We start from the raw sequence: 12,082 nt of genomic DNA on the forward strand, positions 1-12,082 counted from the left end.
CGGGGTGGGGCCGGCAATGGGGTTACCGTGCCCCGGTGCTGTTCAGCTGCCGGACGGCAACCACAGCAGCAGCGCGGCGCCCAGCGCGATGCGGTAAAGCGCGAACGCGGTGAACCTGTGCGATTTGATGTAGCCCATCAGCCACTTCACTACGACGAAGCCGGTGACGGCCGCGGCAAGGAAGGCCACGCCCACCTCGGTCCAGTTCTCGCTGCCCAGCTGTCCGGCCTTGGCCATTTCCAGGAAGGTGTAGGCGCTGGCGGCGAACATGGTGGGAATGCCAACCAGGAACACGAATTCGGCGGCGGCCGCGCGGCGGCTCAGGCCCAGCAGCATGGCCAGGAAGATCGCCGAGGCCGAACGCGAGGTGCCGGGGAACACGCCGGCCACCACCTGCGCCAGGCCGACGCCGATCGCCACGGTCCAGGTCACCTGGTCGCGGTCGGGCAGGCGCGCGGTGTAGGCCTCCACCAGCAGCATCCAGATGCCACCGATGATCAGTGCCCAGGCCACCGGGCTGACCGTCTCGGGCAGCGACCAGCCGGCTTTGCGCACCACCAGGCCGACCACCGCGGTGACCAGGAAGGCCGCGCCCAGCTTGAAAACGTACTCGCGGTTCTCGCGCTGCCCGAAACCGGTGGCCAACTGCAGCAGGCGCTGGCGGAACACCAGTACCACCGCCACGATCGCGCCGGCCTGGATGACGATGTTGAAGAAGTCCGAACGGGCACCCAGCCAGTGCTGGGCGATGAGCAGGTGGCCGGTGCTGGAGATCGGCAGGAACTCGGTCAAGCCTTCGAGGATGCCCAGCAACAGGGCGGAGAGCAGGTCGGACATGGACGGTGCGGGCACGCGCGGCAGGAAGGAAGAAGGTCGAGAGGATAGACGATCACTGCCGCACCAAACGGGTGCGTCCGCTGTCGGCTGCACCCATTTGGTGCGCACGGTTCTGCACCGCTGCGGGGCGGCCTTTTTGAAATCAATGACTTGCAGCCTGCGAAAAGTTGGCACGGTCGTTGCTGTACCTCAGCAGGCATTCATCCCCATCCGAGGTCGTACCGATGTCCGTGGAAAACGTTGAGAAGCTGATCAAGGACAACCAGATCGAGTTCGTCGACCTGCGCTTTGTCGACATGCGTGGTGTCGAGCAGCACGTGACCTTCCCGGTCAGCATCGTCGAGCCGTCGCTGTTCGAAGAAGGCAAGATGTTCGATGGCAGCTCGATCGCCGGCTGGAAGGGCATCGCCGAATCGGACATGGTGCTGCTGCCGGATACCGCCAGCGCCTACGTCGACCCGTTCTACGCCGATCCGACCATCGTGATCAGCTGCGACATCCTCGACCCGGCCACCATGCAGCCGTATGGCCGTTGCCCGCGCGGCATCGCCAAGCGCGCCGAGGCCTACCTGAAGTCCTCCGGCATCGCCGAAACCGCGTTCTTCGGCCCGGAGCCGGAATTCTTCATCTTCGATTCGGTCCGCTTCGCCAATGAAATGGGCCACACCTTCTTCCAGGTCGACTCGGAAGAAGCGGCGTGGAACAGCGGCGCCAAGTACGACGGCGCCAACAGCGGCTACCGTCCGGGCGTGAAGGGCGGTTACTTCCCGGTGCCGCCGACCGACACCCTGCACGACCTGCGCGCCGAGATGTGCAAGACCCTGGAACAGGTCGGCATCGAAGTGGAAGTGCAGCACCACGAAGTGGCCACCGCCGGCCAGTGCGAGATCGGCACCAAGTTCAGCACCCTGGTGCAGAAGGCCGACGAACTGCTGCGCATGAAGTACGTGATCAAGAACGTCGCGCACCGCAACGGCAAGACCGTCACCTTCATGCCCAAGCCGATCGTCGGCGACAACGGCAGCGGCATGCACGTGCACCAGTCGCTGTCCAAGGGCGGCACCAACCTGTTCTCCGGTGACGGCTACGGCGGCCTGAGCCAGCTGGCGCTGTGGTACATCGGCGGCATCTTCAAGCACGCCAAGGCCATCAACGCCTTCGCCAACTCGGGCACCAACAGCTACAAGCGCCTGGTGCCGGGCTACGAAGCACCGGTGATGCTGGCCTACTCGGCCCGCAACCGTTCGGCTTCGTGCCGCATTCCGTGGGTGTCCAACCCGAAGGCACGCCGCATCGAAATGCGCTTCCCGGATCCGATCCAGTCCGGCTACCTCACCTTCACCGCGCTGATGATGGCCGGCCTGGACGGCATCAAGAACCAGATCGACCCGGGCGCACCGAGCGACAAGGACCTGTACGACCTGCCGCCGGAAGAAGAGAAGCTGATCCCGCAGGTCTGCTCCTCGCTGGACCAGGCGCTGGAAGCGCTGGACAAGGACCGCGAGTTCCTGAAGGCCGGCGGCGTGATGAGCGATGACTTCATCGACGGCTACATCGCGCTGAAGATGCAGGAAGTGACCAAGTTCCGCGCGGCCACCCACCCGCTGGAATACCAGCTGTACTACGCCAGCTGACCGGTGGCGATGGCGGTGGGCTTCCCCCTCCCACCCGCCGCCATCGCTTCCGTCTTCGCGGCTGGGGAGCCGCAGGGCGGGCCCCGGTCCGCCGTGGTAGAGCGGACCCCGACCCGCCGTGGCAGAGCGGGCCGCTGGCCCGCCGTGGTAGAGCGGGCCGCTGGCCCGCTGCAGTAGAGCGGACTGTTAGTCCGCTGAAACAGGGGCAAGAGAGACCGGATACGCGACCAGGGCCGCCCTCCCTCCCGCGTCGGTCGTGCAAGGAGAGAGGCACGGCCGTCCCGGCCCTGTACGTGTCCGGTGCAACAGCCACGGCCATCATCCTGATGGCCGCTGGTTGCCTGATGCCAACGCGCGCTGGCGCGCTGGCCCCATCCACCCTCGGGACATGCGCATGAAACTGATCTCCGCCATCATCCGGCCGTTCAAGCTCGACGAGGTCCGCGAGGCCCTCTCCGACGCAGGCGTGTCGGGCATCACCGTGACCGAAGTGAAAGGCTTCGGCCGCCAGAAGGGCCACACCGAGCTGTATCGCGGCGCCGAGTACGTCGTCGACTTCCTGCCCAAGATCAAGATCGAAACCGTGGTCACCGACGAGCGTGCCGACGCGGTGATCGAAGCGATCCAGTCGTCGGCAGGCACCGGCAAGATCGGTGACGGCAAGATCTTCGTCACCGCCGTCGAACAGGTCATCCGCATCCGCACCGGCGAAATCGGTGCCGACGCGCTGTAACCCCTTTCCGGAGACTCCCCCATGAAGATGCGCCTTCTCACCGGGTGGCAAGCCCGGTTCCACTTCGTGTGCCTGTTGATGCTGCTCAGCGCGCTGGCCGCCGGTGCGTGGCCGGGCAGTGCCCACGCTCAGGCCCAGATCTCGCCGCTGCCGAGCGAAAGCGTGGCGGTCGAACCGCTGCAGGATCCGGTCGCTGCGGCCGCCGCACCGGCCGCGGCTGAAGCCGCCGCGACCTACGACCATGGCGACGTGGCCTGGATGCTGACGTCCACCCTGCTGGTGTTGCTGATGGTGGTGCCGGGCCTGGCCTTGTTCTATGGCGGCCTGGTGCGTTCGAAGAACGTGCTGTCGGTGCTCAGCCAGATCCTGGTGGTGTTCTCGCTGGTGCTGCTGCTGTGGGTGGCCTATGGCTACAGCGCGGTGTTCAGCGCCGGCAACCCGTTTTTCGGCTCGTTCACCGAATTCGCCTTCCTCAAGGGCTTCACCCCGGAGTCGGTCGGCAACACCCCGATCAAGGGCCTGCCGGATTACCTGTTCGTCGCCTTCCAGTCGACCTTTGCTGGCATCACCACCGCGCTGATCGTCGGCGCGTTCGCCGAGCGCATCAAGTTCCGTGCGGTGCTGCTGTTCTCGGCGCTGTGGTTCACCCTCAGCTACATCCCGATGGCGCACATCGTCTGGGGTGGCGGCTACCTGGGTGAGATGGGCGCGATCGATTTCGCCGGTGGCACCGTGGTCCACATCAACGCCGGTGTGGCCGGTCTGGTCGCCGCGTGGTTCGTCGGCAAGCGCCTGGGCTATGGCCAGACCGCGCTGAAGCCGCACAACGTGCCGTTCACGTATATCGGCGCGATGCTGCTGTGGGTCGGCTGGTTCGGCTTCAACGCGGGTTCCGCCGCTGCCGCCGATACCGTCGCCTCGCTGGCCTTCCTCAACACCGTGCTGGCCACGGCCGCTGCCGTACTCGGTTGGACGCTGGTGGAAGCGATCAGCAAGGGCAAGCCGTCGGCACTGGGCGCGGCCTCGGGCGCAGTCGCCGGCCTGGTCGGCATCACCCCGGCCTGCGGCACCGTCGGCCCGCTCGGCGCGATCATCATCGGCTTCGTCGCCGGCGTGGTCTGCGTGTGGGGTGTGACCGGCTTGAAGCGCCTGCTGAAGGTGGACGACACCGCCGATGTGTTCGGTGTGCATGGTGTCGGCGGCATCGTCGGCGCGATTCTCACCGGTGTGTTCAGTGCGCAGTCGCTGGGCGGCACCAAGGCCGATCTGGATATCGCCCATCAGGTCTGGGTGCAGGTGGTCAGCGTCGGCTTGACCGTGGTCTGGTCGGCGGTAGTGACCACGCTGATCCTGCTGGTGGTGCGCAGCGTGGTCGGCCTGCGCGTGACCGAGGAAGCAGAGCGCACCGGCCTGGATGTGACCTCGCACGGCGAGTCCGCCTACGAGGCCTGAAGTAGCGGCCGAGCTGCTGCATTGATATTGTGGGTGCCGACCGTTGGTCGGCACTTCTACTGCTCCGGTAGGTGCCAAGCTTGCTTGGCACTGGGTTTGGGTCTGCTCTGGTGGGTGCCGACCACTTGGTCGGCACGGCAGCATGCATCATCGCGCCTGATCGCGCACAATCGGGCCATGCCCCCGATCCGCACCGCCCTGATGCTCTCGGCCTGCCTGCTGCTGGCCGCCTGTGCCTCCGCGCCGCAGGAAACCCGCAACCCGCTCGCCACCTGGGTGTCGTCACCCAACCAGAATGCGCGCACGCCGGTCATCATCGTCATCCACCACACCGAACAGAAATCGGTGCAGCAGAGCCTGCGCACGCTGCGCACCGCCAACAGCGGTGGACCAGTCAGCGCGCACTACCTGATCGGTGCCGATGGCCATCGCTACCAGCTGGTCGCCGATGAGCGCCGCGCCTGGCACGCCGGCGCCGGGCGTTGGGGCACCATCACCGACCTCAACTCGGCATCGATCGGCATCGAGCTCGACAACGATGGCCGCAGCCCGTTCAGTGCGGCGCAGATCGAATCGCTGATCGTGCTGCTGCGCGATCTCACCACCCGCCTGAACATTCCGCCGCGGCAGGTGATCGGCCATGCCGACCTGGCGCCGACGCGCAAGCAGGATCCGAGCCGGTTCTTCCCGTGGCAGCAGCTGGCCGAGGCCGGTTTCGGCGTCTGGCCACGCGCCGCCGACGGGGCTGCGCCGGAAGGCTTCGACGCGTGGAATGCGCTGGCCCGCTTCGGCTATCCGCTCGACAACCGGGACGCCACCGTCGCAGCCTTCCACCGCCGTTTCCGTGGCCGCGACGACCTGCCGAAGACACTGGATGCCGAAGACGCCCGCATCCTGCATTCCCTGCTGCTGCAGACGCCGTGAACCATGCCTGGCGCGTTCGCAGCGCAGGCATCTCCATGCCGTTCCCGCTCCCCGGTAGTGCCAGACCATGCCTGGCATCCTCTGGCGATCACCCCAGACCCAGCGCATCGCGTAGCGCCACGATGTGCGCGCGGCCAACAACCAGCTCGCTACCGTCGCTCAGCACCAGCCAGTAGCGGCTGCCGGAACCCGCATGCAACGTACGCACGTGCCGCAGGTTGACCAGGTGCGATCGATGGCAGCGGACGAAATCCTGAGGCAGTACCGAGGCCAGTGCAGTCAGGGGTTTGTCATGCAGCTCGCTGCGGCCATCGCGCATGCGCACCTGGCTGTAGTCGCCATCTGCCGCGATCCACATCACCTCCGAGAGCTCGACGGTTGCCGTTCCCTGCGCACGCCAGATGCCCAGGTAGCGTGCCCGGCCTGAACGCATACCGCTGGTATCGAACAAGCGTTCCAGCGCCTGACCAAGGCGTTCGCGCGAAAAGGGCTTGGGAACGAAGTCGAGCACGCCGTGTTCAAATGCCTGCAGCGCACGATCACGGTGGGCCGACACCACTACGCACTGGTAGCGGCCGGCTACCGCACGCCGCAGCAGTTCGAAACCGTCCTCGCCCCCAAGGTTGAGGTCCAGCAGCAGGCCGTCGTAGACATTGCGCTGCAGGCGGTCGCCGGCTGCCTCCAGATCGGCCACGGCATCGAAGCGTGCGCGCGTTCCTGCCAGCTCGGCGCACAGCCGCTGCAGACGTTGGCGTACCAGCGGTTCGTCTTCAACGATCAGGATGCGCATGTCAGTTCGATCCGTCCGCACCATTGGTTGCCGTCGATGCCTTGCACGAAGCTCCATCCGCCGGGGCTGGCGGCCGCCAGACTGGCTTCGATGTAGCGCGTGCCCGTGCCGCGACCGCGATGCGAGGATGAGCCGTGCGCGCTGTGCAGTTCCAGCACCCAACGTCCACCGCCGCGCTGCACGCGCAGACGGAACGGGTGCTGCGCGCATGCCAGCGCACCGGCATGCGTCAGCGCGTTTTCCACCTGTGCATGCAGGATGCCGGGCGGCAGCAACAGCGGCGCATCCTCGCCATCCACGTCCAGCACCAGGGGCTGGCCCAGTGCCTGGCCAACGATGTCCAGATGGCTGCGGCACAGGGCCAGCTCGTCCTGCAACGGAATGCTCTGCCGGCTGCTGCTGTCACGCAGCCGATCGAACTGATCGGCCAATGACTCCACCAGGCGGCTGGCACGCGAAGGTGCCTGCTCGATCAGTTCCTGCAGACTTGTGAGGGTGTTCATCAGCCAATGTGGCTGGATGCCTCGCTGCAACAGCTGCAATGAAAGCCGTGCGCGCTCTTCACGCAACAACGCGTTGTGCCGGTCCAGTGCCTGCAGTTGTACCGCGTGACGCAGCAGCAGGAACACCATCAGCACCGCCAGCAGCAGGAAGTACGGCCCATCAAGGAAGGCGCCGCGCGCGACCAGCAACGCCAGCAGACCGGCTAGCAGCAATGCCAGGATCGGCCATCGATCCTCTGTGTCGCCGCGCGCACGCAGCAGCAGCAATGCCGAAGCGAGCAGGCTCAACAAGAGCACTGCCGCCGAGCGGGTGTCAAAGCCAGGCAGGACGAAGGCGAGCACCACGATCACGGACAGATAGACGAAGCACCCGGCACGCGGAACCGCCACCCGGAATCGCCGCGCCAGATAGGCCGGCAGGAGCGTGGCCGCGGCTACGTGCAATGCCAGCAGTGCAATCAGGCGCGGGCCATGCCACGGGTAGTCATACCCCAGCAGGGAGCGCCACGCTTCCACTGCAGGCAACGCCAGTCCCACCACGCCCAGTGCCAGCAGAAGGCGCGTGCCGGGCGTGCGGGTCTGGCCACGCAGTACTGCCAGGAAATACAGGCTCGCTGCCGCCAGTGCGCCGATGGCGAAGGCCGCAACCAGCCATGGCAGGATGATCTGGCCATACAGCACAGCTGCGGGCGCGATCAGTGCCATCGCGTCGGCGCCATGCAGGGTGAAATGTTGTCGCTGGCTGGATGCAAGCACGACCAGCTCATCGGTGGCATTGCCAGAAGCGGGGGGAAGCACGTGGACAAGGTCGATGCGTCCTGGTTGTTCTTCTTCAGCGGTGCGGCCCACGATGCCATTGCTGATCCAGGGCGTGCCGTTCCAGTACAGCTGGCTGGCAGCGCGCAGCGACAGCCGCAACGTGCGGTCATGATCGTCGGTGCCGGTTGGCGCCGGCACCTGCCAGCGCAGCCAGTACGGGCCGCGCCACTGCGCCAGCTGCTGTTGATCCAGCGGACGCCAGGCCAGGTCCTGCGGCGGCCGCGCAGGCAGGGGGCTGGATGCCCCGGCGTCCGCAGGTGCCATCTGCGCCCCCTGCACGAATACCACGCCGGCGGGTGGCGTCGACACGACCAGCCATGCGGCCACCGCCGCAAGCAGCAGAGCAAGAACAGCCAGGGTACGTGGGATCTGCATGGCGGCCATCGTATCGGTTGCGTGGAGCCATTGGACCGCCTTTTGGAGACGTTCGGCAGGCGGGTGCCCCCACAGCCCTGTGATCGAGCCGATGCTGACCGCGCACGTCCCTCCTTTGGAGCCCACCATGAGCCGCAACGCCTGCACATCGTCCAGCAGTCTCCATCCTCGTCGCTCTGCCCTGGTCGCCACGGTGGCCACGTTCTGCCTGGCGCTCGCTGCGGCCATGCCGGCGCAGGCCACGCCTAGGGCATTGGTGTTCGAGCCGTACACGCTGCAGACCAAAGCACATGGCGCCATCCCTGCAGAGATCGCCGTGCTGGAGGTGCCGCGCCGACACAGCGAGCCAGACGGACCGCGCATGGGGCTGAAGGTGGTACGCCTGCGTGCAACCGGTGGCAATGGCCGCAGCGCCCCCGTGGTTTATCTGGCCGGTGGCCCGGGTGGTTCCGGCATCGATACCGCGCGCGGCCCGCGCTGGCCGGTGTTCGACCAGGTCCGACGCGAAGCCGACGTGCTGCTGCTCGACCAGCGAGGTGCCGGTCTGTCTGAACCACCGCCGGAGTGTCCGCATGAAACCCGCTTCGACGATGGCCAACCACTGCAGCGCGATGCGGCCCTGGCCGCATTGCAGGCGACGGCTGCCAAGTGCGTGGAATTCTGGCGTCAGGCTGGCGTCGATCTGGGCGCCTATACGACCGCCGAGAGTGCCGATGACCTGGATGATCTGCGGCGCGCACTGGGTGTGCCCAGGATCAGCTTGTGGGGCATGAGCTACGGCACCCACCTGGCGCTTGCGACGGTGCGCCTGCACGGCAAAGATCTGGAACGCGTCGTGCTGATGGGCACCGAAGGCCCCGATGACACACTGAAGCTGCCGCTCAGCAGCGATGCGCTGCTACAGGAACTGACGCCACTGGCCCGCAGGGACGGCTTCGATGATCTGGCCGGATCGGCAAAGCGCGTGCTGCAGGCATTGCGTGAGCAGCCGCGACAGGGTCGCAGCCGCATGCATGACGGTCGCCAGGTGACCATCGGTGAATTCGATGCGCAGATCCTGATTGCCAATACTCTTGGCCAGCGGCATACCCAGCAGTGGCTGCCGTTGATACTCCGCGAGGCCGAGCGCGGCAACTACGACCCGCTGGCCGATCTGGTGCTGATCGTGCGCGCACAGTTCGCCCAGTACCCGGCGATGGGGCTGGCCATGGACGTGGCTTCCGGGCAGAGCCCGCAGCGCCTGGCGCGGGTGGAGGCGCAGGCACGCGAAAGCCTGTTCGGCGACGCCCTGAACTTCCCGTTCCCCGCCATCGGCAACGGCCTGGGCCTGGCCGATCTGGGCGAATCCTTCCGCGGGCCGCTGCGCAGCGACGTGCCGGTGCTGTTCATCAGCGGCACGCTGGATGGGCGCACGCCACCGGCCAACGCCGATGCGCTGCGTCCAGGCTTCAGCCATGGCCGCTCGCTGCTGGTGCGCAACGCCAGCCATCACCACGAGCTGTGGACCGGCAATCCTGCCATTGCCCGCAGCATCGTCGACTTCCTGGCCGGTCGCATCGTGAACGATGCCGAGCTGGACGTACCGCCGCCGGTGTTCGCCACCAGCAACAGTGGCCTGCTGGGCAGTGGCGGACGCTGAAGGGAGAGCGTGGTGCCGGGCACCCGGCGCGTCCGGCACCGTGCTGTTTCCTCTACATTGGGGCAATGAAAGACATCATTGCCCCCCTGAATCGCACGAGCTTGGGCCTTGTTGCGCTGGCTGTGCTCGCCGGCTGCTCCACCACCGCTCCCCGCACCGGAACCGAAGTGCCGACGCCGGTCACGCCGCCCGCTGCCACCTATGCCAAGGCCGCATGGAGCGCACTGCCACCGGTCTCCGACAGCGACCTGCAGGCCGGTTTCGTCGCCTGGCGCAGCAGCTGCACCCGCCTGAAGAACGATGCGGTCTGGGCCAAACCCTGCGCCACCGCCGCGACGGTTTCGGACAAGGACCCGGCGGCGATCCGCCAGTTCCTGCAGCGCGATTTGGATGTCTATGCATTGCGTGCCGGCGGCCACCAGGCCGACGGGCTGATTACCGGCTACTACGAGCCGATCTACCCCGGCAGCCTCACCCGCACGGCTGCTGCCACCGTACCGGTTTACGGCACGCCGAATGATCTGATCGTGGTGCAGCTGGACAGCGTCTACCCGGAATTGAAGGGCAAGCGCCTGCGCGGGCGCGTCGAGGGCAAGGTGCTCAAGCCCTATGACGACGCCGGCACCATCGCGGCCAAGGGCGCCAAGGCGCCGGTACTGGCCTGGCTGACCGACCCGATGGACCTGCAGCTGCTGCAGATCCAGGGGTCGGGCCGGGTGCGCCTGCCCGATGGCACGCAGGTGCGGCTGGCCTACGCGGAACAGAACGGCCACCCCTACCGCGCGATCGGTCGCTGGCTGGTCGACCAGGGCCAGCTGAAGAAAGAAGACGTCACCATGGACGCGATCCGCGCCTGGGCCCGGGCCAATCCCGCGCGCGTGCCGGAACTGCTGCGCAGCAACCCCAGCTACGTGTTCTTCGTGCGCAACCCGGACAGCCCGGAAGGCCCGCGTGGTTCACTGAACGTGCCGCTCACCGCCGGCTACAGCGTCGCAGTGGATCGCAGCGTGGTGCCGCTGGGCAGCCTGCTGTGGCTGTCCACCACGCGCCCGGACGGCACCCCGGTGGTGCGCCCGGTGGCCGCGCAGGACACCGGCGGCGCCATTGCCGGCGAAGTGCGCGCGGACCTGTACTGGGGCAGTGGCGATGCCGCCGGCAAGCTGGCCGGCGACATGAAGCAGAAGGGCAACATCTGGATGCTGTGGCCGAAGGGCGTGGCGCTGCCGAACTGAACCGGCAGGGGTCGGATCCCTTTCCGCAGGAAAGGGTTCTGACCCCGGATGCCTGATAATGGCGCCATTCCGAACTCTCCGGCCGCGCCTGCGGCCAGGACCCCTGCAATGAAGAACATCAAGAACAACAACGCAAAGAAGTACTACAAGCACTGGGCCGAATCGGGCCTGGGCAAGGGCAACGTGCTGATGGAAGCCCGTGGCGAGAAGATCGTGCGCCAGGTGGAGATCTACGGCACCAAGATGGTCTGGGCCGACGAGCACGCCCACAGCGATGACCGCTTCCTGCTGGCCGACCAGCCGGTGTCGTTCCTGGATTTCGACGAAGACGACGAAATCTCCGCGCGCGAATTCGAAAGTGCCTGGAAGAAGGCCCGGGAAGCCACCGGCTACCCGGTGTAACGCTGCCCGCCCGGGCTCGGGTCCCTTTCCGCAGGGAAAGGGCTCTGACCCCGGGCCAAGGCTCAGGCAGCCGCGTTGTAGGGTTCGATCCGGGCAAGCACGTCGGCCAGCTTTTCCTTGGTCATCGCGGCATCGAAGTCGGCCTGCAGGCCGATCCAGAACTTGTCGGAAACGCCGAAGTAGCGGGACAGGCGCAGCCCGGTGTCCGCAGTGACTGCGCGATCACCGGAGACAATCTCGCCGATACGGCGTTGTGAGACGCCAATTGCCTTGGCCAGCCGGTATTGGGTGATGCCCAGAGGCTCCAGGAATTCATGCAACAGGATCTCGCCGGGAGCGGGGTAGGGGGCGGTTCGCACTCGCACGACTCCTTCAGTGGTAATCGACAATTTCGACCTCGGCAGGACCTTCCCGAGACCAGACAAAGCACAGCCGGAACCGGTCATTGATGCGGATGCTGTACTGGCCGCGCCGGTCCCCATGCAGCGATTCCAGTCTGTTCGCTGGCGGCAGACGCAGATCCCGCAGATCAGCTGCCACATTGAGCATGGCCAGCTTTCGCAGCGCGGCAGCTTCAATGTGGCGCCATCTCTGCACGCGATGACCATCAAACAGTGCCTGCGTACGTTTGCAGGCAAATGATTGGATCGGCATATTGATAACGTGTGACGATAGTATCGTAAGGCGTTAGTATTCCTTCGGCAAGCATGGCGCGTAATTCCCGGGCGCGACGACTGGCGAC

12 protein-coding genes are annotated in these 12,082 nt (G+C 66.4%); 7 read left to right on the top strand and 5 right to left on the bottom strand.

Annotation, left to right across the window (positions count from 1 at the left end; genetic code table 11):
• Window positions 1–42: 42 nt before the first annotated feature.
• Window positions 43–837, bottom strand: coding sequence for an undecaprenyl-diphosphate phosphatase (locus tag ACZLIB_RS00510; RefSeq protein WP_032130149.1), 795 nt, complete (start codon window positions 835–837; stop codon window positions 43–45).
• Window positions 838–1,061: 224 nt separating this feature from the next.
• On the opposite strand from ACZLIB_RS00510, the gene glnA reads away from it, so the two are divergent.
• The 4 genes from glnA to ACZLIB_RS00530 all read left to right on the top strand — a co-directional run bounded on the left by glnA (window position 1,062) and on the right by ACZLIB_RS00530 (window position 5,580).
• Complete coding sequence (glnA, locus tag ACZLIB_RS00515; protein ID WP_004153533.1) at window positions 1,062–2,471, top strand: type I glutamate--ammonia ligase; 1,410 nt, start codon at window positions 1,062–1,064, stop codon at window positions 2,469–2,471.
• A 394-nt stretch (window positions 2,472–2,865) separates the two neighbouring features.
• Window positions 2,866–3,204 carry a P-II family nitrogen regulator gene (locus ACZLIB_RS00520; RefSeq protein WP_004134334.1) on the top strand — a complete coding sequence of 113 codons (339 nt, stop codon included), beginning with the start codon at window positions 2,866–2,868 and terminating at the stop codon, window positions 3,202–3,204.
• A 21-nt stretch (window positions 3,205–3,225) separates the two neighbouring features.
• Window positions 3,226–4,656, top strand: a complete 1,431-nt coding sequence (locus ACZLIB_RS00525; protein WP_071228817.1) for an ammonium transporter — start codon at window positions 3,226–3,228, stop codon at window positions 4,654–4,656.
• 177 nt (window positions 4,657–4,833) lie between these two features.
• Window positions 4,834–5,580 carry an N-acetylmuramoyl-L-alanine amidase gene (locus tag ACZLIB_RS00530; RefSeq protein WP_478468901.1) on the top strand — a complete coding sequence of 249 codons (747 nt, stop codon included), beginning with the start codon at window positions 4,834–4,836 and terminating at the stop codon, window positions 5,578–5,580.
• A gap of 88 nt (window positions 5,581–5,668) precedes the next feature.
• Here ACZLIB_RS00530 and ACZLIB_RS00535 read toward each other — a convergent pair whose 3' ends face one another.
• Both ACZLIB_RS00535 and ACZLIB_RS00540 read right to left on the bottom strand, forming a co-directional pair.
• The gene (locus ACZLIB_RS00535) at window positions 5,669–6,370 is read right to left on the bottom strand and encodes a LytR/AlgR family response regulator transcription factor (RefSeq protein WP_478468902.1); all 702 of its coding nucleotides are present in this window, start codon (window positions 6,368–6,370) and stop codon (window positions 5,669–5,671) included.
• The gene (locus tag ACZLIB_RS00540; protein ID WP_478468903.1) at window positions 6,358–8,067 is read right to left on the bottom strand and encodes a histidine kinase; all 1,710 of its coding nucleotides are present in this window, start codon (window positions 8,065–8,067) and stop codon (window positions 6,358–6,360) included. Before ACZLIB_RS00540 ends, ACZLIB_RS00535 begins: the two co-directional genes overlap by 13 nt.
• 127 nt (window positions 8,068–8,194) lie before the next feature.
• Between ACZLIB_RS00540 and ACZLIB_RS00545 the strand changes: the two genes are divergently transcribed.
• From ACZLIB_RS00545 to ACZLIB_RS00555, 3 genes are all read left to right on the top strand, one after another.
• Window positions 8,195–9,706, top strand: coding sequence for an alpha/beta hydrolase (locus ACZLIB_RS00545; RefSeq protein ID WP_049462228.1), 1,512 nt, complete (start codon window positions 8,195–8,197; stop codon window positions 9,704–9,706).
• A gap of 65 nt (window positions 9,707–9,771) precedes the next feature.
• Entirely contained in the window at window positions 9,772–10,938 is a 1,167-nt protein-coding gene (mltA, locus tag ACZLIB_RS00550) for a murein transglycosylase A (protein ID WP_478468904.1), read from the top strand.
• 108 nt (window positions 10,939–11,046) lie between these two features.
• On the top strand, window positions 11,047–11,340 hold the full coding sequence (locus ACZLIB_RS00555) for a hypothetical protein (RefSeq protein WP_014035514.1): 294 nt from the start codon (window positions 11,047–11,049) through the stop codon (window positions 11,338–11,340).
• A 62-nt stretch (window positions 11,341–11,402) separates the two neighbouring features.
• Here ACZLIB_RS00555 and ACZLIB_RS00560 read toward each other — a convergent pair whose 3' ends face one another.
• Both ACZLIB_RS00560 and ACZLIB_RS00565 read right to left on the bottom strand, forming a co-directional pair.
• Window positions 11,403–11,699 (bottom strand): HigA family addiction module antitoxin, encoded by a 297-nt coding sequence (locus ACZLIB_RS00560; protein WP_088023180.1) that lies wholly within the window; start codon window positions 11,697–11,699, stop codon window positions 11,403–11,405.
• A gap of 13 nt (window positions 11,700–11,712) precedes the next feature.
• Window positions 11,713–11,994: a type II toxin-antitoxin system RelE/ParE family toxin gene (locus ACZLIB_RS00565; protein WP_014035516.1), complete on the bottom strand. Its 282-nt coding sequence runs from the start codon at window positions 11,992–11,994 to the stop codon at window positions 11,713–11,715.
• Window positions 11,995–12,082: the final 88 nt, after the last annotated feature.

The organism is Stenotrophomonas sp. 220_Sma, assembly GCF_056487375.1.

Bases quoted from the DNA above. Each gene is read 5' to 3' on its own strand.
- ACZLIB_RS00520 (WP_004134334.1), top strand. From the start codon at position 2,866: ATGAAACTGATCTCCGCCATCATCCGGCCGTTCAAGCTCGACGAGGTC.
- ACZLIB_RS00510 (WP_032130149.1), bottom strand. From the start codon at position 837: ATGTCCGACCTGCTCTCCGCCCTGTTGCTGGGCATCCTCGAAGGCTTG.
- ACZLIB_RS00530 (WP_478468901.1), top strand. From the start codon at position 4,834: ATGCCCCCGATCCGCACCGCCCTGATGCTCTCGGCCTGCCTGCTGCTG.
- ACZLIB_RS00535 (WP_478468902.1), bottom strand. From the start codon at position 6,370: ATGCGCATCCTGATCGTTGAAGACGAACCGCTGGTACGCCAACGTCTG.
- ACZLIB_RS00525 (WP_071228817.1), top strand. From the start codon at position 3,226: ATGAAGATGCGCCTTCTCACCGGGTGGCAAGCCCGGTTCCACTTCGTG.
- ACZLIB_RS00565 (WP_014035516.1), bottom strand. From the start codon at position 11,994: ATGCCGATCCAATCATTTGCCTGCAAACGTACGCAGGCACTGTTTGAT.
- ACZLIB_RS00555 (WP_014035514.1), top strand. From the start codon at position 11,047: ATGAAGAACATCAAGAACAACAACGCAAAGAAGTACTACAAGCACTGG.
- mltA (WP_478468904.1), top strand. From the start codon at position 9,772: ATGAAAGACATCATTGCCCCCCTGAATCGCACGAGCTTGGGCCTTGTT.
- ACZLIB_RS00540 (WP_478468903.1), bottom strand. From the start codon at position 8,067: ATGCAGATCCCACGTACCCTGGCTGTTCTTGCTCTGCTGCTTGCGGCG.
- ACZLIB_RS00545 (WP_049462228.1), top strand. From the start codon at position 8,195: ATGAGCCGCAACGCCTGCACATCGTCCAGCAGTCTCCATCCTCGTCGC.
- glnA (WP_004153533.1), top strand. From the start codon at position 1,062: ATGTCCGTGGAAAACGTTGAGAAGCTGATCAAGGACAACCAGATCGAG.